The organism is Parasphingorhabdus halotolerans (assembly GCF_012516475.1).
GTDB lineage: Bacteria > Pseudomonadota > Alphaproteobacteria > Sphingomonadales > Sphingomonadaceae > Parasphingorhabdus > Parasphingorhabdus halotolerans.
This window is the reverse complement of record NZ_CP051217.1, coordinates 67,873-89,469: the sequence shown is the minus strand read 5'-3', so window position 1 is coordinate 89,469 and position 21,597 is coordinate 67,873. Positions and strand designations below refer to the sequence as shown.

General features: G+C 54.6%; 23 protein-coding genes. 11 read left to right on the top strand and 12 right to left on the bottom strand.

The features are described from left to right. Positions 1-3 precede the first annotated feature (3 nt). Both HF685_RS00480 and HF685_RS00475 read right to left on the bottom strand, forming a co-directional pair. Positions 4-2,178, bottom strand: coding sequence for an FAD-dependent oxidoreductase (locus tag HF685_RS00480; protein ID WP_168817643.1), 2,175 nt, complete (start codon positions 2,176-2,178; stop codon positions 4-6). A 58-nt stretch (positions 2,179-2,236) separates the two neighbouring features. Then, entirely contained in the window at positions 2,237-3,337 is a 1,101-nt protein-coding gene (locus HF685_RS00475) for a 6-phosphofructokinase (protein WP_168817641.1), read from the bottom strand. A 134-nt stretch (positions 3,338-3,471) separates the two neighbouring features. Here HF685_RS00475 and purB point away from each other — a divergent pair, with 134 nt between their 5' ends. The 3 genes from purB to pyrF all read left to right on the top strand — a co-directional run bounded on the left by purB (position 3,472) and on the right by pyrF (position 5,869). Then, on the top strand, positions 3,472-4,773 hold the full coding sequence (gene purB / locus HF685_RS00470; protein ID WP_168817639.1) for an adenylosuccinate lyase: 1,302 nt from the start codon (positions 3,472-3,474) through the stop codon (positions 4,771-4,773). A gap of 68 nt (positions 4,774-4,841) precedes the next feature. Then, on the top strand, positions 4,842-5,195 hold the full coding sequence (locus HF685_RS00465; protein ID WP_168817637.1) for a LapA family protein: 354 nt from the start codon (positions 4,842-4,844) through the stop codon (positions 5,193-5,195). Further along, entirely contained in the window at positions 5,195-5,869 is a 675-nt protein-coding gene (pyrF, locus tag HF685_RS00460; RefSeq protein ID WP_168817635.1) for an orotidine-5'-phosphate decarboxylase, read from the top strand. The genes HF685_RS00465 and pyrF overlap by 1 nt, the downstream gene beginning before the upstream one ends. Here the strand turns inward: pyrF and HF685_RS00455 are convergent, their stop codons facing one another. After that, a complete protein-coding gene (locus HF685_RS00455) occupies positions 5,870-6,235 on the bottom strand; it encodes a DUF3887 domain-containing protein (RefSeq protein ID WP_168817633.1) in 366 nt (121 codons plus the stop codon). Positions 6,236-6,354: 119 nt separating this feature from the next. Here HF685_RS00455 and HF685_RS00450 point away from each other — a divergent pair, with 119 nt between their 5' ends. The 5 genes from HF685_RS00450 (at position 6,355) to HF685_RS00430 (ending at position 11,854) form a co-directional block, all read left to right on the top strand. Further along, positions 6,355-7,011 carry a phosphoribosylanthranilate isomerase gene (locus HF685_RS00450; protein WP_246218675.1) on the top strand — a complete coding sequence of 219 codons (657 nt, stop codon included), beginning with the start codon at positions 6,355-6,357 and terminating at the stop codon, positions 7,009-7,011. An 87-nt stretch (positions 7,012-7,098) separates the two neighbouring features. After that, positions 7,099-8,340 (top strand): tryptophan synthase subunit beta, encoded by a 1,242-nt coding sequence (trpB, locus tag HF685_RS00445; protein ID WP_168817629.1) that lies wholly within the window; start codon positions 7,099-7,101, stop codon positions 8,338-8,340. Between the two features lie 505 nt (positions 8,341-8,845). Then, entirely contained in the window at positions 8,846-9,634 is a 789-nt protein-coding gene (trpA, locus tag HF685_RS00440; RefSeq protein ID WP_168817627.1) for a tryptophan synthase subunit alpha, read from the top strand. Positions 9,635-9,661: 27 nt separating this feature from the next. Beyond that, on the top strand, positions 9,662-10,516 hold the full coding sequence (gene accD / locus HF685_RS00435; protein ID WP_168817625.1) for an acetyl-CoA carboxylase, carboxyltransferase subunit beta: 855 nt from the start codon (positions 9,662-9,664) through the stop codon (positions 10,514-10,516). A gap of 15 nt (positions 10,517-10,531) precedes the next feature. Beyond that, the gene (locus HF685_RS00430; protein ID WP_168817623.1) at positions 10,532-11,854 is read left to right on the top strand and encodes a bifunctional folylpolyglutamate synthase/dihydrofolate synthase; all 1,323 of its coding nucleotides are present in this window, start codon (positions 10,532-10,534) and stop codon (positions 11,852-11,854) included. Here the strand turns inward: HF685_RS00430 and HF685_RS00425 are convergent. Then, positions 11,851-13,167 carry an AmpG family muropeptide MFS transporter gene (locus HF685_RS00425; RefSeq protein WP_168821063.1) on the bottom strand — a complete coding sequence of 439 codons (1,317 nt, stop codon included), beginning with the start codon at positions 13,165-13,167 and terminating at the stop codon, positions 11,851-11,853. The genes HF685_RS00430 and HF685_RS00425 overlap by 4 nt on opposite strands. 123 nt (positions 13,168-13,290) lie before the next feature. After that, complete coding sequence (locus tag HF685_RS00420; protein ID WP_168817621.1) at positions 13,291-14,106, bottom strand: DUF1223 domain-containing protein; 816 nt, start codon at positions 14,104-14,106, stop codon at positions 13,291-13,293. 97 nt (positions 14,107-14,203) lie between these two features. Here HF685_RS00420 and HF685_RS00415 point away from each other — a divergent pair, with 97 nt between their 5' ends. Both HF685_RS00415 and rsmD read left to right on the top strand, forming a co-directional pair. Then, the gene (locus HF685_RS00415) at positions 14,204-15,016 is read left to right on the top strand and encodes a pseudouridine synthase (RefSeq protein ID WP_168817619.1); all 813 of its coding nucleotides are present in this window, start codon (positions 14,204-14,206) and stop codon (positions 15,014-15,016) included. Further along, a complete protein-coding gene (gene rsmD, locus HF685_RS00410; RefSeq protein ID WP_246218674.1) occupies positions 15,016-15,567 on the top strand; it encodes a 16S rRNA (guanine(966)-N(2))-methyltransferase RsmD in 552 nt (183 codons plus the stop codon). Before HF685_RS00415 ends, rsmD begins: the two co-directional genes overlap by 1 nt. On the opposite strand, the gene HF685_RS16470 is transcribed toward rsmD, so the two are convergent. After that, positions 15,564-15,689, bottom strand: a complete 126-nt coding sequence (locus tag HF685_RS16470; RefSeq protein WP_281352807.1) for a hypothetical protein — start codon at positions 15,687-15,689, stop codon at positions 15,564-15,566. The genes rsmD and HF685_RS16470 overlap by 4 nt on opposite strands. A 140-nt stretch (positions 15,690-15,829) precedes the next feature. Here HF685_RS16470 and HF685_RS00405 point away from each other — a divergent pair, with 140 nt between their 5' ends. Beyond that, entirely contained in the window at positions 15,830-18,139 is a 2,310-nt protein-coding gene (locus tag HF685_RS00405) for an ATP-dependent helicase (protein ID WP_168817617.1), read from the top strand. Positions 18,140-18,164: 25 nt separating this feature from the next. On the opposite strand, the gene HF685_RS00400 is transcribed toward HF685_RS00405, so the two are convergent. The 6 genes from HF685_RS00400 to HF685_RS00375 form a co-directional block, all read right to left on the bottom strand. Beyond that, positions 18,165-18,257, bottom strand: coding sequence for an LPXTG cell wall anchor domain-containing protein (locus tag HF685_RS00400; protein WP_168817615.1), 93 nt, complete (start codon positions 18,255-18,257; stop codon positions 18,165-18,167). Positions 18,258-18,261: 4 nt separating this feature from the next. Further along, positions 18,262-18,504: a hypothetical protein gene (locus tag HF685_RS00395; protein ID WP_168817613.1), complete on the bottom strand. Its 243-nt coding sequence runs from the start codon at positions 18,502-18,504 to the stop codon at positions 18,262-18,264. Between the two features lie 23 nt (positions 18,505-18,527). Then, a complete protein-coding gene (locus tag HF685_RS00390; protein ID WP_168817610.1) occupies positions 18,528-18,668 on the bottom strand; it encodes a hypothetical protein in 141 nt (46 codons plus the stop codon). A gap of 273 nt (positions 18,669-18,941) precedes the next feature. After that, complete coding sequence (locus tag HF685_RS00385) at positions 18,942-19,388, bottom strand: globin (RefSeq protein WP_168817608.1); 447 nt, start codon at positions 19,386-19,388, stop codon at positions 18,942-18,944. Continuing rightward, entirely contained in the window at positions 19,381-19,770 is a 390-nt protein-coding gene (locus tag HF685_RS00380; protein ID WP_168817606.1) for a DUF4345 domain-containing protein, read from the bottom strand. The genes HF685_RS00385 and HF685_RS00380 overlap by 8 nt, the downstream gene beginning before the upstream one ends. A 92-nt stretch (positions 19,771-19,862) precedes the next feature. Then, a complete protein-coding gene (locus tag HF685_RS00375; protein WP_168817604.1) occupies positions 19,863-21,593 on the bottom strand; it encodes a DUF885 domain-containing protein in 1,731 nt (576 codons plus the stop codon). Positions 21,594-21,597: the final 4 nt, after the last annotated feature.

The following is a 21,597-nucleotide window of genomic DNA, read 5'->3' as shown; positions in this document are numbered from 1 at the left end:
TGATCAGGCTCCGCTGTCCCTGCCAGTGATCAACCTTATGCCAAGTTGCAGCGTAAAATACGACCATATCCAGTTGACCAGCACTGAAATCCGGTTGCGTGTGCCGGAGAGAAAACCGACGTGCACCGCACCCCATAACCACCAGGCTATTGCACCATGCAATTTCATGAAACCGAAATCAGCCACTGCACTTTTGCGCCCGATGGTGGCGAGGCTGCCTTGGTGCCTATAGGCAAATGGCTTCAACTGCGGGCCTGTAACCAACTGTGCCTCGATATAACTAGCGACATAAGCACCGGCTTGTTTTGCCGCGGGAGCGAGGCCCGGTACCGGATCGCCGTTCCAGCCATTACTGCCCGCTGTATCGCCAATCGCAAAAACATTCTGATAGCCTTTGACGCGCAAATGTTCGTCCACAGCAACCCGCCCAGCCCGGTCGGTTTCGGCATCGAGCCATTTTCCGGCGGGAGAGGCGACGACACCAGCCGCCCACAGCACAGTTTCTGTCGCGATTTCCTGATCATCGCCGATGTTTACATGATCGCTGGTTATGTTGGTAACGCGCGAATTCAGCCGAATATCGACACCCAGATTTTCCAGCGATTTTGCCGCATGAGCTGACAATTCTTCCGGGAACGCGGGTAAAATGCGATCCCCCGATTGCACCAATATTATCTCTGCCTCAGCCGGATTGATCCGACTGAATTCATCCTTCAAGCCTTGGTGCGCCAGTTCCGCTATTGCGCCAGCCAATTCTACTCCGGTCGGCCCGGCACCGACAATTACAAAGGTCAAAAGCCGCTTTACCCGCTCGGTGTCGTTCGTCGACTCCGCTCTTTCAAAAGCCCCCAACACATGCGCGCGGACAGAAACACCGTCTTCGATGGTCTTCAGTCCAGGAGCAAACGGTGCCCATTCGTCTTTGCCAAAATAACTGTGCGATGCACCAGTCGCCAGAACGAGATAGTCATATTCTACTTGGTTTTGTCCATAGGTCAGCGTTTTTGCGTTGCTGTCAACGCCGCTCACTTGTCCCAGAACAACGCGGACATTGCCGTCGCTGCGAAACAACCCCCGGATTGGAGTCGCAACATCGGCTGGCGATAATGCGGCGGTCGCGATTTGATACAACAACGGTTGAAAAAGGTGATAATTATGCCGGTCAATCAGGGTGATCCGCACTGGCAGGTTTTTGAGCTTATTGACGCAAGCCAGACCACCAAAACCTGCGCCGACAACCACAATATGTGGCCAATGATCAGGAACATCATCATATTTGCGGTCAAATAATATATTGGTTTCCAGCCAACGCGATATAACGCTATCAATGGCCATAAAGCCTCCGCCGAAGATGAACAGAAAACCAAAAAGCAGCATCGGATATAATGTCAAATCGGGGTGCAACCCCATGACTGCCAATGTACTGAGCGCAACGATCAGCAATATGCTGGAAACCGGAACGAGAAATCCGGCGATCAAAAGCACAGCCAAAATCACAGCAAGTCCCGGATGAATGCCAGCAAAGCTTTTGATCGGGAGGAACACTTCCGACCCGCCTGCACTGATCATAGCGACAGCAATGAGTAGGGTAGCAGCCAGCCACAGGCGGATAGCGAGAAACCACAAGGGAGCCAGCTTCTCTGTCAAAAACTGGCAAAATAACGTGACTGACCGGGCAAAGGGCAAAGCACTGCCGCCCAATCCCGCCGCCAAGGCACGATCAAAGGAAAACGCGCCTGCCCCGCGCAGCACGTACCAGCCAAGGATGGCGATCAACCAAAGATTAAGATCAACCGCAAGATATTCGATCTGGCTGATCGCTAGCAGCGACAAAATGGCCAGCGCGGCACCGCGCGTGAAGAGTCCAAAAAGCAGCAATATCGGTGCGATCACTTCAATGAGTACCCCAATCACTGCGGCAGTCCCGGGAGCCATCCAGCTGACCGGATATTCAAGCCGCGCCAAATTCAGTGCCGTATCCCAATCAGATAATTTTACGATACCAGACCGGAAAATTGCCTGGGTAACGAGCAAGCGTACGAGCAGATCGAAAAATGGATTGATCAGGGATATGATCGAGCGATAAGTCTTCACCCAAACCCGCATCGTGATACGGAAAAATGGCGAGAGCCTCTCTTCCTGTAATGTTGGTTGCACCGCCGCTGCGTTGGTCGTCATCGTCAAGGCCTCCTTTTCGGAACCATTCGCGAGGCTAGCAGATAAGTTACACTCCCGTTCAATAAAGAAACATTGGCATGCCTTCGACTTGCAGTAAATTCGCGCGATATTGATTGGCGTCATAGAGGCCTGAAACATTTACGCCTTTGGTATCTTGCAGCAATGTATCAATCGGCACGACGCCGTAATTGCCATCGGTTAGGCAAACCATGTTCGAGGACCGCCCTTCCTCAATCAGCTGGACAGCCAGCGCTCCAAAGGCAAAGCCAACCATCCGGTCCATTGCGTCCGGTTCACCAGCGCGCATCAAATAGGCGAGTTCTTGCACAATTGTTTTTTCCGGCGAGCGCGCCTCAATCTCGCGCGCCAGCTGCGTGCCAATATTCAGCCCTTCGCGATTTGTATTTGATTTATTTATTTCATCTTCAAATCCGGCAGTCCCCGAGAGCTTTGCTCCTTCCGATACGATGCACAGCGCATAGCTTTCCGGATTGTCCTGCTTGTCTTTGAGAAGTAGCGGCAGCAGCACATCAATATCGGCTGGCACTTCTGCAATCACGGTGCGGTCCGCTTGCGAGAGGAAGCCTGAGAGCAAAGCGGTTTCACCCGATCGCCGACCGAAAAGCTCAATCACGGCAATACGTTCATGACTGGCAGCGGTCGTCCGCAAAGAATTTATCGCTTCCACCGAACGAGTGATAGCAGTCGAAAAACCGATGCAATAATCGGTTCCAAAGACATCATTATCCATCGTCTTGGGGATAGAAATAACATTGCGACCAAGACTCGCCAGATGGGCAGAAAAACGCAACGTGCCATCTCCGCCCATGGTAATCAGCGCGTCTACTTTCAACGCATCTAACGTATCCAGTACTTTTTGTGTTTGATCGCCTTCTGAGGTTGTGCGGGGGTCGCAGCGAGAGCTGTGCAATATCGTCCCGCCCTGTCGGTCAATCCCGCGCACGCGATCTTTGTCCAGGACCATCGCTGCATTTTCCAGCGACCATGGATCGCTTGGATCAACCTCAAGCACCCCTTCCCAGCCGCGCATCAGGCCAATGACATCCCAGCCGCGCTGATAGGCGGACATCGCAATGGAGCGAATACATGGATTAAGCCCCGGCACATCGCCGCCGCCCGTTAATACTGCCAATCGCATGAAATTCTCCTGATGATGGCCAAGTTGCACCCCGCGCATTGCCGACTCATGATCATGCTGCTAGCGCGTCCGCAAATCACGAAGGTTATTTGCCCGTGAATAAACCAGCTTTTCGAATTTCAAGGAACTAAAAAATGATCCCGCGCTATTCCCGCCCTGAAATGGTTGCCCTTTGGGAACCTGAATCCAAATTTCAAATCTGGTTCGAAATTGAAGCCCATGCGACGGACGCGCTGGCCGAAATAGGCGTGGTGCCGAAAGAAGCTGCGAAAGCGATTTGGGAAAAAGGCGCGTTTGACGTGGACCGAATTGATGAAATTGAACGCGAAGTAAAACATGATGTGATCGCGTTTCTTACCAATGTTGCAGAAAATGTCGGCGAGGAAGCGCGGTTTATGCATCAGGGCATGACTTCCAGTGATGTACTCGATACTTGCCTTGCGGTTCAGCTCGCGCGCGCATCTGATATATTGCTGGCCGACATTGACGCGCTGTTAGCGGCTATAAAAGAACGCGCCTACGAACATAAATTTACGCCGACCATTGGTCGCAGCCACGGCATTCATGGCGAGCCGGTGACCTTCGGCCTAAAACTCGCACAAGCCTATGCCGAGTTTGAACGCAATCGCGAACGCCTGGTGCTGGCCCGCAAGGAAATTGCCACCTGTGCGATCTCCGGCGCGGTCGGGACATTCGCCAATATCGATCCCAAGGTCGAAGAGCATGTCGCGGCGAAACTGGGCCTGGAAGTTGAACCGGTTTCGACACAGGTCATCCCGCGTGATCGCCATGCACAATATTTTGCGACGCTCGGCGTGATTGCCTCATCAGTTGAGCGGCTAGCCGTTGAAGTGCGCCATTTGCAACGCACCGAAGTTCTGGAGGCAGAAGAATATTTTTCACCGGGGCAAAAAGGCTCCAGTGCGATGCCGCATAAACGCAACCCTATTCTGACGGAAAACCTTACCGGCCTCGCCCGTATGGTCCGCTCCTATGCAATGCCCGCTATGGAGAATGTCGCGCTGTGGCATGAGCGCGATATATCGCATAGTTCGGTCGAGCGGATGATTGGGCCAGATGCCACAATCACGCTGGACTTCGCACTAGCGCGCCTCACCGGCGTTATTGAAAAGCTGCTAATCTATCCTGAACGGATGCAGAAAAATCTCGACCGTATGGGCGGGCTTGTTCACTCCCAACGTGTCCTTCTTGCGCTGACGCAGGCAGGTATCAGCCGCGAGGATAGCTACCGCATCGTCCAGCGCAACGCCATGAAAGTCTGGGAATCAGACGGTGAGATTGCCCTGCTTGATCTCCTGAAAGCCGACCCTGATGTGACGGCCAAGCTGTCACACGAAGAACTCGAAGACCGTTTCAACCTTGATTATCATTTCAAGCATGTTGAAACCATTTTCGCGCGGGTTTTTGGAGAATAACGTCTGCCTCTGGTCATTCTTGTAATTTCGGCATAGACTGACACTATTGAATTACAAAAAGGCACTGCATGCAATTTATCAAAATACTTTTGTGGGTCCTGCTGCTGGTAGGCTGTTTCATTTTCTGGTGGAGTAACGAGACTCGATCTTCGCTCGATGTTGGCGCGGCGATAATTGAAGCGCGGGTATCCACTTTTGCTCTGGGAGCCTTTCTGGCCGGCTTTGTTCCGACATGGCTATTGTGGCGCACATCCAGTTGGCGACTGAAACGCCGGATCAAGACGCTGGAAGACGCAGCCCGTCCGAATTATACTGCCCCACCGCCAGCGCCTGCCCCGCTTGATCTGAGCAAGGAGCAAATTTCAACATCACCCGCCAAACCAGCCGTCTCTCCGGAGAACACCGATAAGGCCGGCACATAATGGGCAATCCGGTCTTTGTTGCGCTCGACACGCCAAATCTGGACCGCGCGATTGAAATCGCAAAATCGGTCAAAGGTCACGTCGGTGGCCTGAAACTCGGCCTCGAGTTTTTTTGCGCGCACGGCCATCATGGTGTCCATGAAATTCAGAAAATCGGCCTGCCTATTTTCCTGGATCTCAAGCTGCACGACATTCCTAACACTGTTGCCAAGGCGATGCAGGCGATCAATGTGCTGGAACCTGCCATTGTTACCATTCATGCGTCCGGCGGACGGGCGATGATGGAGGACGCGAAGGCGGCAGCCAATGGGCACACCAAAGTTGTTGGCGTGACATTACTGACATCACTCGACGAGCGCGACATGGGAAAAATCGGCTATGCTGGCTCGCCGCATGATCAGGTCGAGCGGCTGGCCGGATTGGCGCAGGAAGCCGGACTGGATGGTATTGTTTGCTCCGGCAACGAAGTCGCAACTGCGCATAAAGCCTGGAAAGACGGGTTTTTTGTTGTCCCGGGCCTGCGACCCAAAGGCGGTAAAATGGGCGACCAAAAACGCACTGTGACCCCGCGGCAGGCGCGGGACAATGGCGCTAGTGTGCTGGTGATTGGAAGGCCGATTACCGGCGCTGACGATCCGAACGCTGCTGCGCGCGCAATAGAGGGGACGCTTTAACTACTCTTCCAGTTCAACCATCAGTTCCGGTGAGTTAACATTAAATCCGTTCATTTTGGCCGAACCGTCATAAACCTTCATTTGATAAGATTCCTGACCCTTCCCTTTTTCAAATTCCGTCTCGTAAACAAGTGAAACGAAGGTTCCATTGGTGGTTGCATTTACATTCCAGCCAGTTCGTTTCGCATCCACTACCTTTCCAAGCCGCTTGCGAATTGTTTTGAACAATCGATTATTCATTTCTCGTGTCGTAGCCGCCTTATATTCTTTGGTGGCAGCGTCATAAATTTTGTCAAATCGTTCCGCATTGTAATCCATATGAAGCCGCTCAACCGCGGTTTCCGCCATCTCCGCACCTTCGGTCACAGCGCCGCAAGAAACCAAGAAAAATAGGAGAATGCCCGAAATACAGAATTTATATATTGCGCTCTGACCCCCAAGCTGATTACGCCGCTAACAAACTAAACTAAATGTACGGAATAATTTTGAACCAGCAACAAAGAAGTTTGATTAAAATCTGCGGCCTTTCAACTGAAGAGACTGTCGACGCGGCCATTGCGGCAGGGGCGACTCATATCGGTCTCGTTCATTTCGAGAAAAGCCCTCGCCACATATCGCTGGAAGATGCAGCAAAACTGCGCCGCCGTGTGCCTGCCGAGGTCAAGGTTGTGCAGTTGCTGGTCAACGCCGATCCGAAACTGACCAGTCAGGCCATCGCCACCGTTCGACCGGACGTAATCCAGTTTCATGGCAGCGAAACACCAGAATGGGTCAAAATTGTGCGCAAGCAGACCGGTTTGGAGGTATGGAAAGCCTTCGGCCTGCGCGATCAGGCTTCGCTTGAAAGCAGCAGCCGGTATGTTGGCGCGATTGACCGGATATTGTTCGATACCCCGGCCAAGGCATTGCCGGGCGGAAACGGCGTCGCTTTTGACTGGTCCTTACTAGCGGGTCACGACCACCCAATCCCGTGGGGGCTAGCTGGCGGGCTGGATACTGAGAACGTCACCGAAGCGCTCAAAACAACCAACACGCCATTGGTCGATGTCTCCTCCGGCGTTGAATCCGCGCCGGGCGTCAAAGATGTGGACAAGATCGCCGCCTTTTGCCAAGCGGTTCGGGAGTTTGATGCCTCGCGTTAGACCCCGTTCGTACTGAGCTTGTCGAAGTAGGAACGGGCGTGGCGATCACCCTTCGACAGGCTCAGGGCAAACGGATATCGAGAGCGAATGAATAAACCGGAAACAACTCCAAACAGCTTCCGCAATATGCCTGATGATCGAGGTCATTTTGGCGAATTTGGCGGGCGTTATGTCGCTGAAACGCTGATGCCGCTGATCCTTGATCTGGAGAAGCAGTATCGCGCCGCGCAAGCTGATCCGGCGTTTGCCGAGGAGTTTGATGATCTGCTCGCCAACTATGTCGGTCGCCCGTCGCCGCTCTATTATGCCGAAAGCCTGACCGCGGAAGTTCGCAAAGGTGCCGCGCAGAGCAAAGGCGCCCAAATCTGGTTCAAGCGTGATGAGCTCAACCATACCGGCGCGCACAAGATCAACAATTGCATCGGCCAAATCCTGCTTGCCAGGCGGATGGGCAAGACCCGGATTATCGCGGAAACCGGCGCGGGGCAGCATGGCGTGGCGACGGCAACGGTCTGCGCCCGCTTTGGTTTTCCGTGCACCATTTTCATGGGCGCAACCGACATCGAGCGGCAAAAACCGAATATTTTCCGGATGCGTTTGCTCGGCGCGAAGGTTGTACCGGTAACCAGTGGTTCCGCCACGCTCAAGGACGCCATGAACGAGGCGTTGCGAGACTGGGTCGCCAATGTGCATGATACATTTTACATCATCGGCACGGCGGCTGGCCCTCACCCCTATCCGGAATTAGTCAGGGATTTTCAATCCGTTATCGGCAAGGAAGCCCGCGCACAAATGTTGGATCGAGTTGGACGCCTACCAGACCTGCTGGTCGCGGCCATTGGTGGCGGGTCCAATGCGATTGGGCTTTTCCATCCGTTTCTCGATGATCCAGATGTTAAGATGCTGGGCGTGGAAGCGGCGGGTCATGGGCTCAAAAAACAGCATGCGGCGAGCCTGGCTGGTGGTTCTCCCGGCATATTGCACGGAAATAAAACCTACCTGCTGCAGGATGAAGACGGCCAGATTGACGAAGCCCATTCGATCAGCGCTGGCCTCGACTATCCCGGCATCGGCCCCGAGCATAGCTGGCTCAAAGAATCCGGCCGCGTCGATTATGACAGCGCAACCGACACCGAAGCGCTCGACGCCTTCCAGCTGCTCTGCCGCACCGAAGGCATCATCCCGGCGCTGGAACCGGCCCACGCGATCGCCGCGGTCACCCGCGAAGCGGTAAAGATGGACCGCGACCAAATCATCCTGGCGAACCTGTGCGGTCGCGGCGACAAGGATATCTTTACCGTCGCCGAGGCTTTGGGAACGGAGATTTGAATCGTGAAAGTTTGACAGCTGGAATGCGCGGTTTCGCGATATCGTTGGCGATTATAATTTCACCCTTCGCCGTCATATACTTCACATCAGAATTGCTCGCCGGACTTCACCCAGCTTCTGAAGAAAACTGGTTGGGAGAATTTTTCAAGGAACTCGCGATATCTCAGGCCAAGATATGCATAATTGTCTTGGCTGTTTATTGGTCATTTTCAGGTCTATTTAGTAGGGGTCCCGTATATGTGATCAAACTCGCAAATTATCTTTTGATCGCTGCCTTCAGTATAGTTTTGGGGGTGACTGCAACATTCATAATTCCGATTCTTCCTCAGTTTGACAGCCTTTGTGATCAACTTCCCTATCCCGGAAAATATTCTCTGTTTGAACTTCACAAATGTCCAACCAGCGCAATCACCATCCATGTCCTAAATTTCTTGTTTCTCTTTCTGGTCGTGTCTAGCGGTATCGTCAGAGTTGTTCAGTCAAGGCGAAAGTACGTTTCTAAACTATGACCCGTCTCTCCCAATCCTTTCCCGGCCACCGCGCAGCGCTCATCACCTTCGTCACCGGCGGCGACCCAACCCCTGCAGACACCGGCGCTATCCTCGACGCCCTCGTCGAAGGCGGAGCCGACATCATCGAGCTTGGCATGCCGTTCACCGATCCGATGGCCGATGGCCCGTCGATCCAGGAAGCGGATATCCGCAGCCTTGCGGCGGGCACAAAGACCGCCGACATCTTCCGGATCGCCGCCGAATTCCGCCAGCGCCACCCCGACACGCCGGTGATCCTGATGGGCTATGCCAATCCGATGACCATCCGCGGCTCGGAATGGTTCGCCGATGCCTGTGTTGAAGCCGGCGTCGACGGCGTGATCTGCGTCGATATCCCGGTCGAGGAGGACGAGAGCCTCGGCGATGCCCTGCGCGGCAAAAATGTTGCTGTGATCCGCCTCGCCACGCCGACCACCGATGCCGCCCGCCTGCCCACCATCCTGAACAACGCCTCCGGCTTCCTCTATTATGTCTCGGTCGCCGGCATCACCGGCCTGCAACAGGCCGCGCAGGCCAGCATCGAAGAGGCAGTTGCGCGCCTGAAAGCCCGAACGGACCTGCCGGTCGCGGTTGGCTTCGGCGTCCGCACACCGGAACAAGCTGCCGAAATCGCAAAAGTTGCGGATGGTGTCGTGGTGGGTTCCGCCATAGTCGAAATTGTGGGTCAATATGGCAAAGATGCCGCGCCTTATGTTCGGGACTATGTCAAAACGCTTTCCGATGCTATCAGGTCGGCGCGCTGAAATATTCTGAATTTTGAGGAACAGAAAATGTCCTGGCTAAGCAATGTTCGCAACAAAATCGCATCCATCACCAAGAAGGAAACGGCTGATAATCTCTGGCACAAGTGCAAAAAATGCGAAGCGATGGTGTTTCTCAAGGAATTTGAGGATAATATGCATATCTGTCCGAAATGCGAGCATCACGGGCGGATTGGGCCAATGCTGCGTTTCAAACAGATCATGGACGAGAATAGCTGGAAGCTCATTCCCTGGGCCAAGGTGCAGGAAGACCCGCTCAAGTTTAAAGACCAGAAGAAATATGCTGACCGGCTGAAAGCGGCCAGAACCCAGACTGGCGAGCAGGATGCGTTTATCAACGTCAAAGGCACGATTGAGAACATCCCATGTGTGGTCGGGGTTCAGGATTTTGCCTTCATGGGCGGCTCTATGGGGCTGGCGGTTGGCGAAGCCTTTGTCGCTGGCGCCAAGCGCGCAATCGCCGATCAATGCCCGTTCATCTGCTTTACCGCTTCGGGCGGCGCGCGGATGCAGGAGGGCACTTTGTCGCTCATGCAGATGCCGAAGACAACCGTCGCCATCTCGATGATGCGCGAAGCTGGTATTCCCTATATCGTTGTATTGACCGACCCGACGTCCGGTGGCGTTATGGCCGCCTATGCCATGCTCGGCGATATCCAGATTGCCGAACCGGATGCGACACTGGCATTCACTGGCCGGCGGGTGATCGAAAATACGATCCGCGAAAAACTCCCCGATGATTTCCAGACATCGGAATATTATCGGGACCACGGCATGCTCGACATGATCGTCCACCGCAAAGAACTGCGCGCGGAACTGGCGCGGACGATGGGCTATCTCATGGCCTGGAAAGACGCGGCCTAAACAGGCGCACCAAACATGGCAGACGGGGCTAAATCCGATCATCCGGCGGTACAAAAGCAGCTAGACCGGCTCACCATGCTCTCGCCCGGCCGCGATGTGCTGGGGCTGGAGCGGATCAGCGAAGTGCTAGGCCGTCTCGACAATCCCCACGAAAAACTGCCGCCGGTTTTTCACGTCGCCGGGACCAATGGCAAAGGCTCCACCTGCGCTTTTCTGCGCGCTGCGATCGAGGCGGAAGGCTTGAAATGCCATGTCTACACCAGTCCGCATCTGGTTCGGTTTAACGAGCGCATAAGGATCGCAGGCAAGCTGATTGAGGATGAATATCTTGTCGAACTGCTCGCCCGCGTTCTCGATATCAGCGAAGATATCAACCCCAGCTTCTTTGAAGCCACAACAGCTGCGGCGATGCTGGCCTTTGCTGAAACGCCCGCCGATGCCTGCGTGCTGGAAGTCGGCCTTGGCGGGCGGCTAGATGCAACCAATGTTGTATCTAATCCTGTCGCCACCGGCATCGCGGCGCTGGGTATCGACCATGAAGGCTTTCTGCTGTCGCCGGAAGAAGGCACGCCAGCCAATCCGGATGTGCGCATTGCTTGGGAAAAGGCGGGCATTGCAAAGCGCGGCGTTCCTTTACTCACCCAGAAATATCGTGAAGATATGGCCCGAGTGATTGCAGATCATTGCGCGAAGGTCGGTGCCCAATTTCACTCGCGCGGTGACGATTGGGATGCTGCCATTTATGAAGGCCAGCTGCATTACAAAGATCGGGATGGCAAACTCAACGTTCCCCTGCCCGCGCTGGTCGGCGCACATCAGGCGGATAATGCGGCTCTCGCTGTTGCGATGCTCCGCCATCAGGATAAGGTTCAAATATCTACCGGCGCGTTGAAGGCAGCCATGGGCTGGGCACAATGGCCGGGCCGGATGCATTTGCTGATCGCCGGACCGCTGACCCATTTACTCCCGGGTGATGCGGAAGTTTGGGTCGATGGGGGCCATAATGTCAGCGCCGGACTGGCCTTGGCCAAGCATTTCGCAGATTATGAAGCGGGGTCGATTGATTTAATTATCGGTATGCTGGCAAATAAGGACCCCTCTGCCATTGTCGAGCCTCTCAAGGAAAAATTGTCCAGTGTTACAGTCGTACCTGTAGCCAATCATGAATCCCATGATGCCGGGGCTTTCGCTAATCATGGCGAAAATCTATCTGAACAACCCGAAGTCGCGTCTGCACTCAAGGCATTGAAGATTAGCAAAAATGCGACAGTTTTAATTGCAGGATCGCTTTATCTCGCAGGCGAAGTATTACGCGCCAATGAGCAGGTGCCGGATTAGGAGGGCGCTCCCGCTTCGTCTGCCTTCTCGTCAGAATGGACACTGCCTGCCGTGCCCAATGATTTATCAACCAGTCCGGACCGGATCATCAACCAGAACATGACGACACCAGGGAGCGCCGCAACGGTCGTAAGCAGATAGAAATTCACATAGCCCATACCCTCGATCAGCGAGCCCGCCGTCGTGCCCGTCAAGAAACGCCCCAATATGCTTGCCGCCGCCGATAGGAGCGCAAACTGCGTTCCGGTAAATTGCAGGTTACACAACGCAGATAGATAGGCCACCACCGCTACTCCGCCAACGCCGCTGGCAAAATTTTCAAAGCCGATTGCCGCTGCCATACCCCAGTTGCTGTGACCAGCCGCTGCAAGTCCGGCAAATGACAAATTACTTATGGCCATAAGCACAAGGCTCAGCATCACCGCCTTTTTCATCCCAAGCCTTGAATAGACGATACCGCCAATAAAAATACCGATAAGGAATGCGAAGAACCCGAGACTGACATCGTAAAATGCAATCTCGTCATTCGTAAATCCAAGGTCTTCGAAAAGCAGCCGGAAGGTCAGGTTCGCCAGCGTGTCGCCAATTTTATGTACCAGTACAAAGAGCAATACGATCCATGCGCCTGACCGTTTGAAAAATTCCATCAGTGGGCTGACATAGGCAATGGCCGCCTCGATCGGGCCTTTAAGCGCCATCGGTTCCTGACGACGGCTGGGCTCGCGCATGATCAGACCGACGATTACGGCAAACAGCGCGAATAACGAGCAAACATAATAAGCAATCGACCAGTTGGTCCGCGCCGCGACGACCAAAGCGACAGCACCAGCGGTGGCAGCACCAATGCGCCAGCCATATTGCGACATGCCAGAACCGACACCCAGTTGTTCCGGCTCCAGCAGTTCAATGCGGTAAGCGTCGATCACGACATCAAACGTCGCCCCTGCGACACCGACCATGATTGCCGCAACTGCGACAGCACCAATGCCTTTGGCGGGGTCAAGCGAGCCCAAGTAGATGATCGCCACCATCGCCAATGCTGCGGTCACGATCAACCAGGAAAGGCGTTGACCAACACGTCCGATAATAGGCAGTTTCACCACATCAATAATCGGAGCCCAGAGCCATTTAAAATTATACGCAAGAAATGTCAGAGCAAAGGCGGTAACGGTCGACTTCTCGATGCCCGCCTGGGCTAGTCTGGTGGTCAAAGTCGCGGCAATCATGGTCAGCGGCAATGCAGAGGAAATCCCTAGAAACAGGGCGGCTAGCGGCGCAGCTTCACTATAGGGCCGGACACCCGCCGGAAGCATTCCGCGCCAACCCAAATCTGCTGCTTGCTCACTCACGCCAACTCTCCCTCAAACCAAGGGGAAATCTTTAGCGCCTATTTGCCTGAATGCCAGCTTGATTTTATTTCGGGGCGTGTAAGGTGACTATATTTCAAGCAGCTTTGCGCCAATAATCGCCCCTGCGCCGGGTTGTTGCACGACAATCGCGTATTTATCGGCGCCGTAGACGTTGATATCCTGATTATTCAGAACAAAGCTGACCGGTTCGCCTGTCCAGCTACCCAGATTGCGCTCTGCTTTCACGACGTTAGTATAGTGCAAAATTCGCCCGCCGTTCTCACCCCGCCCCACATTGACCTTTTCCGATGAACTCATTGCAATCAAGGAAACTCCCGCCATATGACGGGTCTTTCCGGAAATCGTCACGATCATCTGGCCGCTGTCATCGCGTGACGTTTCAATTGTAGGCGCCGATGCTTTCTGGGCCAGGCGAACCAGCGAACGCACATCATTTTCACGGCTGCCAACCGCACCGCCGCCGCCATTGACAACCATTTGCGGGGTATAAACGCCGGAGCCTTGAAGACCCTTTTCGGCATAAGCGCGTTGGAGACGCGTGTTGTCTTCTTTGGCCAACGTATCCTTCCACCCCAGCCGGTCCCAATATGTGACGGGGCGCGTTATCACCAGCAGGGAGCTGTCTTTCGCCAGCCGGGAGGCCAGCATATCTGCAGGGGGACAGGACGAACATCCCTGACTGGTGAATAACTCAACGACAACAGGATTGCGGGATTGGATGTTGTCGTCATTTTGCGACCCGGCTAGTGTCACGAGGAAAGAGATTTGTGCGGGTGTTGTTATGGATGTGGAACCAGCTTCAGCTGACTGGGCGATTTGGGCACTCATGAATCCTGCAAAAGCTGCGCCTGCAACCAATGCTGATAGGATTAACTTGTTCATCTGAAACGCTCCACATCTGCAACTACAATGGCATTCGTAGAGACCAAAACAAAGGTTACAGATTGCGGGATTTATTTTTTTCCGCCATGCGCAGCTCATGACCAATGAGGAAAAACCGAAAATCTACAAAGCTAGGCCAGTGCGCGGCGGCAAAGCCCCTGCCCAGCCAAAAGCTGCTCCTTCGGGAGAGAAACGCGAGGGCCAGCGCATCGCCAAATTGCTGGCCCGTGCCGGTGTTGCATCTCGCCGCGAGATAGAGCGGATGATTGATGATGGGCGGATTGCGCTCAATGGTGATCTGGTGGAGCATCCTTCGCTGCTGCTCAAGAATCTAACCGGCATAACCGTCGATGGCAAACCGGTAGCCGAACCTGCGCCCGCAAAGCTGTATCGGTTTCACAAGCCCAATGGCTATCTCACCGCCGAACGCGACTTTACCGGCAAGAAGACCATCTATGATGTGCTACCGGAAATGGAGCGTGTCATGCCAATTGGCCGGCTGGATATGAACACCGAAGGCCTGCTGCTGATGACCACCGATGGTGAGTTCAAGCGCGAAATGGAATTACCCAAAAATGGCATCGAACGCACTTATCGCGCCCGGACCTTTGGCGAAATCTCCCAAAATCAACTGGAAGAGCTGTATCGCGGGATCACCGTTGAGGGCATGCATTATGGTCCGATCACCGCCAATCTGGAGCGGCGTACAGGCCGCAACCAGTGGATCGAGATGACACTGACGGAAGGCAAAAACCGTGAAGTCCGGCGGGTGCTGGAGCATTTTGGTCTGGAAGTATCTCGCCTTATCCGCACCCGCTATGGCCCGTTTGTACTGGGCGATCTGCAGAAGGGCGAGATTGAAGTTGTGCGCCAGCATGATCTGGTAAAATTCAGAAAGAGTTTGAAATAATGCGGATAATCGCTGGCCAGTGGCGCGGGCGAAAAATAGTCGCTCCAAAGGGGGATACGACCCGTCCGACCGCAGATCGCACTCGGGAACGGCTTTTTTCCATGCTGATCAGCCGCTTGGGCGATTTTGTGGATTTGCAGGTACTGGACCTGTTTTCCGGTTCGGGCGCTTTGGGGCTGGAAGCATTGTCGCGTGGTGCAGCGCATTGCACCTTTGTCGAGCAAGATCAGCAGGCGGTAAAAGCACTGGAGAAAAATATCGAAACACTGGGTGCATCTGCCGATATCCGGATTGGATCGGCATTGCACCTTGGCCCCGCCCGAAACGCCCATGATCTCATTTTAATGGATCCACCCTATGATAGCGGCGCAGGAGCCGTGGCTTTAGATAAGCTCGGTCGTCTTGGCTGGTTCGCGCGGTCAGCCTGGATCGCTATTGAAACATCCAGACATGAAAAAATCGAGGTCGATGGTTTCGACCTCGATTGCACGAGAGACAGCGGCAAGGCGCGCCTGCATATTCTGCGGCCCGCTGCTGAAATTTCAAATTAACCGTTTGCCGACTCAAACGCCGAGGCGGTTTCATTGTGATCTGCGCTTGTTTCTACATAAGCGGTGGTGCTCGCCATCAAGATGGTCGCCAGTACCGCGCTAAACATCAGTCTTTTGCTCATTATCTTATCCGTTCGTTATCGTTCGGGGGCTCTACTTCGTAATTATTAATAATCTATATTGCAGCGCAGCAATGAATCGTAGCTGTACCTTGGGGCATATTGGTCTTGCCGTCGCTGGCGATGTTCCCTAACTGTTCACCATGTCTGAAACTGTCAAGATTCCTGCTGAAAACGATCCGCCTTATGTTCGCGGATTAAATGTGCCGCAGCGCGAGGCAGTGCTGACATCGGAAGGGCCAGTGCTGGTTCTGGCGGGCGCGGGAACGGGCAAGACCGCTGCGCTCACGCGTCGACTGGCGCATATTGTCTATTCGCAAAAGGCCTGGCCATCAGAAATACTGGCAGTGACCTTCACCAACAAGGCCGCGCGCGAAATGAAGGAGCGGATCGCATCGATCGTCGGCGAGGCATTTGAAGGCATGCCATGGCTCGGAACCTTTCATAGTATCGGCGCGAAAATGCTGCGCCGCCACGCCGAGCTGGTCGGGTTGCAAAGCAACTTCACCATTCTCGATACCGACGATCAGCTGCGCTTGCTCAAGCAGCTCGTGCAGGCAGCGGAACTGGACGAAAAGCGCTGGCCGCCGCGGATGCTCGCCGGGCTGATCGACCAATGGAAAAACCGAGGGCTCAACCCCGCTGATTTGGATACCAACGAGAATGAGCGCTATGCCAATGGTCGCGGACAGGAATTTTATGCCGCCTATCAGGCGCGGCTCAAGGCACTGAACGCCTGCGATTTTGGTGATTTATTGCTGCATATTCTCAACCTGCTCAAAACCAACCGCGAGATATTGAAGCTCTATCAGGAGCGCTTCAAATATATTCTCGTCGACGAATATCAGGACACCAATAGCTCGCAATATCTCTGGCTGCGGCTGCTCGCGCAGGAGCGCAAGAATATCTGCTGCGTCGGCGATGATGACCAGAGTATCTACTCTTGGCGCGGCGCGGAAGTCGCGAATATTTTGCGTTTCGAGAAGGACTTTCCCGACGCGAAAGTAATCAAGCTGGAGCAGAATTATCGTTCCACGCCGCATATTCTTGCCGCTGCTTCGGGGCTGATCAACCACAACTCGGGTCGCCTTGGCAAGACGTTGTGGACAGCTGAGGTAGACGGCGAGAAGGTGCAGGTTATCGGGGTCTGGGATGGTCCCGAGGAAGCACGCCGCACGGGTGATGAGATTGAGGCGCTACAGCAGATCAAGCAAGTTTCACTTAACAACATCGCCATTCTCGTCCGCGCGCAATTTCAAACCCGCGAGTTTGAGGATCGCTTTATCAGCATCGGCATGCCCTATAAAATTATCGGCGGTTTCCGATTCTATGAGCGCGCAGAAATTCGCGATGCCCTCGCCTATCTCCGGGTGATCGCCCAGCCTGCCGATGATCTCGCCTTTGAGCGCATCGTCAATGTGCCCAAGCGTGGTCTTGGGGATAAAACTGTGGAGAAAATTCACCGGCTGGCGCGCGCGCAAGGAACGCCTTTAGCCGCCGCCGCGCTTTCCATTTGCGATACCGACGAACTCGCTGCCCGCGCCCGCAGTACGCTTACCGAGCTGACGCGCAGCTTTGGCCGCTGGCGGGAAATGGCCGCAGAAACACCCCATGCCGAACTGGCACGGATTGTTTTGGATGAATGCGGCTATACCGGATCACTGCAAGCGGATCGCTCGACAGAGGCTGCGGGGCGGCTGGAGAATCTGACCGAGCTCACCCGCGCAATGGAAGAATATGAAACGCTCGGCGAGTTTCTCGAGCATGTCTCGCTGGTCATGGACAATGATGCGGCAAGCGATGAGGCCAAAATCACGATCATGACCATGCACGGCGCAAAAGGGCTGGAGTTTGACCATATATTTTGCGCCGGATGGGAAGAAGGCGTGTTTCCCTCGCAGCGCAGTCTGGATGAAGGCGGGCTTGCTTCGCTCGAGGAAGAACGCCGCCTTGCTTATGTCGCGATCACGCGCGCCAAACAGAAATGCACGATTTTCCACGCGGCCAACCGGCGTATTTACGGTCAATGGACCAGCTCTATTCCTTCGCGCTTCATCGGCGAGTTGCCGGAAGATCATATCGAAACGGAATCCAGCATGTCCGGCGGCGAAAGCCTGTGGCGCGCCAACTGGAGCGAACGCAGCGATCCTTTCGCCCATCTCGCCGCCGCAAATGCCACGCGCGCAGGCCAGCGCGGGCCCGGCTGGCAGCGCGCTGCAGTTTCATCTTCTGGCGGCGGCTTCGACACCAATCCGCGCACGATAAAAGAGGCCCGCAGCAGCGCGGTCTCGCTGGGCAATAAAGGCCGCGAGGATGTCAGCATCGGCATGCGCGTCTTCCACACCAAATTCGGCTATGGCGAAGTGATGGAGAAAGAAGGCAATAAGCTGGAGATCGCGTTTGAAAAGAGCGGAAGCAAGCGGGTGCTGGATAGTTTTGTGGAGGTAGCTTGAGTCTGTAATCGGCGGCAGCCTGAGATCACCAGCCCCGGTCTTTCCGTTTCTTGCGAACCACATAGATTGTGGTGCCCAGCGCGATAATTATCAGAGCGATCAGACTATAAGCGATCATCAACCTAATGGGTATATCCACGTTTTTCAGCCTCTGCATCTTCCGCAAATTCGTGCGTGATTTCTGCGTCCATCTTGTCAACCAGGCTTACCTGCCCCGCCTCGCGCTTCTCCGCCTGAATGGCCTCTAGGCCCCAGGCTTTAGCGGCGGCGGCGGCCACTTTGCGGCGACTTTCGAGCGGATCATTGGCTGCCAAATCTAGCTGGCACGCCTCCTGTTCCCGGCAAATGCTGGCTTTTACACGCATGGGTTACGACCTTCCTTATGCTACTATTTGCTGCGGTTATTTTTCATATTTTCAAGGCCTTTGACCACACCGGCTTTGTCCGATGGATTGGACGCATTGGTTTTGATCTTCGCGGCCTTGGGCTTACGAATTTCGCGGTTCGATTTCTTCTGTGATTTGGCCATGATGGAGTCCTTTCGGGAACAACGGAAATGAAGGCGGCGGTAACGGCGCGGCGATGATGCGAGGCGATAATATTGCGCGTCGGCGAATATGTTGGCGGCGATTGGCCCGTCTCGGGACCAGCCGCAAAAGAACCGATCAAATGGATTTTCGACCGTGAAGAACCCCCGTCTGAGGCTGGCGCGAGTAATGGATCGTTGCAACGTACTTATCATATAGGGATTGAACGCGGCTTTTGTAAGGCGGGTGTTTATAAAGCGACGGCAAGCCCTCGCCTAGCTCATTTCCTCCACATAGCCGGGCGGCATCAGCGCTTCCCATTCTGCGCGCGCCTGCACGATCATTGTCTTTAATCGCGCCGCCTGCCGCCGCCACGCTGCGTCGATTCCGGAATTCCAGTGGTCCGCCGCATGGCGCGCCAGTTCGTCGATCGAGAGGTCGATGAAGGCGTCATATTCCTCCATCGGCAACCGCCCGTAGCTGCGATGCGTAAAGACAAGCTCTGTCACCAGCGGCCAGACCCATTGTTCTTGGCCAGCGAGGCCGAGCATCATTTCCAACGTCTCGTCAGTCATCCGGATCGACGCTGCCTCAACATTGAGAAAAGTTTTTCGCCGGTCCGGATAGGCTGCGAAAAAGCGCTCGAACAGGCCGTGCCGCAACTCCGCGCCGGAATCCGCTACAGCTGCAAGGCTGTCTTCCATAAGAGCACGGTCAGCCAATGGCAGGATCGCGATAGTATTTACGCCACCAAAGCCAGAATAGCGGCGGCAAGATCAGTTCCAGCGCCCACATAAGCTGGAAAAATTCGTTCGGCAGTCCAACCTGCATCGCCGACACACAACGCGCCACGCCGCCTAGGAAGAAGACGAGCAAGAGCGCTTGAAAAACGCCACCGCGTGCCCGCAAATTCTGGCTACACCACAGAAGCGCCGCGCCAAAACCGAGGAATAGCGTCGCATAAAAGCGGTCTTCGCTATCCATCGTGGCGTTCACTGGCACAGAGCCGGGGATGGCAGAGGGTCCGATGGCAATATGGACCAGCGCAATGATCATGCAGGTGATCCCGAATATCGCGATGAGGATTTTCAGCGTCGTAGCCATGGTTTATCCTTCTGTTCGTTCACATCCTCTTTTAGGTGCACATTGGCCGGAGTCCATTATCTGTTATATCAAACAAATATTGTCCTCACCCACTAGAAAACCGCCTTCGCTTCCGCTTCCTTCATCATTGCCGCGCGGACCATCGGGATTGGCGGACCACCGTAGCTCAGAAACTCGTCGTGAAACGCCTTCCATTTTTTGCGGTCACCACCGGTCCAGTCCTCGCGCAATTTGCGGATCATCAGCTTGCCCATCGTGTAGTTCAGATAGGCCGGATCATAGGTTCCGCGTGCTGCTTGCTGGGTCGCATTGCCCTTGTCCTGATAACATTCGTTCTGGAACATATCGAGGCTCTGCTGAACGGTCATGCCCTTCGCATGCAGACCGATGGCGGAGAGATAACGGCAATTGCGCAACAACGCATTGGAAAGCTGCCCGATTTTGGTTTCGGGGTCGCCATCATGCAGGCCCGCATCGACCATCATTTCCTCGGTATAATGCGCCCAGCCTTCCGCAAAGGCATAGCCGACGAACAGCTTGCCGAAGATGGATTTGGCGCGATTGGCGTGGAGAAAATTCAGGAAATGCCCCGGCCAGACTTCATGGATCGTCGTGCCCAGCAAATCCATCTTGCCCGGAATATAGGCTGCGCGAGTTGCATCATCCCAACTCGGGTCCGGCGGCGAGATATAATAGACGCTCGGCAAACCCGTTTCATATGGTCCGGGAATATCAATATAGGCACTGTTCTGGCGGTTATAGGGAGGCGATTCCTCGACCTGCGCCTCTTCGGTGCCGGGGATCGAAACCAGATCCTTTTCGATCAGAAAGGCCTTCAGCGGCGGCAATTGATCGCGCGCTTCCTGCACCGGACCGTTTTCGGGTTTGTTCGCCGCCATTTTGGCAAAGCAATCCACAATGCTGGCACCGGGCGCAAATTTGCTACAAGCTTCGGCCAGCGCCTCCTGATTGCGTTTCAAATCCACGCGGCCAATCGCCTCTAATTCGTCGAGCGTAATATTAACACCTTCAGTCTTGCTCACCATTGCGGCAAATTTATCAGCACCGAGCGCATAGCCGTCTCTGGTTGTCGGAACAGAACCAATATGCCCGGAAAGATCTTTCATCGCCGCTGCTGCTGCCGCAGCCGCCACATCAAATTCCTCTTGCAGCGTTACGTCCTTCACTTCGGCAAAGGCGGCCTTCGCATCGCCGGTAAAATAATCCGCAAAGCCTCCGAAAGCGGCCTGCCCGTATTTCAGGTAAGTTTCCGGCAGTGGCAGCTTTAGATTGGCCTTGATCTGCGCCGCTGCGGCGGGAATATTATTCGCATATTTGATAAACGCCTTCATCCGCGTTTCGGCATCGGCATAAGGCCGGGCGATATAGACATTGGGATCAAGCGCACCGGAATAATAGGCCGGGTTCTTGTGCGGCCAATCTGCTGTTTCAATCCAGAAAAGCTCGCCTTCCATGACGCTGACCAGATAGTCACGCTCGAACTTTTCCACATCGCTCAGGTCTGCGGCATCAATGGTTTTGGCATCAGCAATCGCCTGTTTGCGAACACTGATCGCTTTCTGGATGCCCTTCGCGCTCCAGTCAGGCAATTGCCCGTCAAATTCATGCTTGCCCTGATAGACCGCAAAAGTGGGATTGACCGGAAAATAACCATCGAGAAACGTCGACAGAAATTCGCCCCACGCACCGCTCTCGTCAATTTCCATCGACGCGGCTGCATCTGGCGTATCGCCGACCTTCTTGCAGCCGGTCACGGTCAATGCCGCCAGCGATACGGCCAGCATCAAGTTGCCTATTTTCATGGTT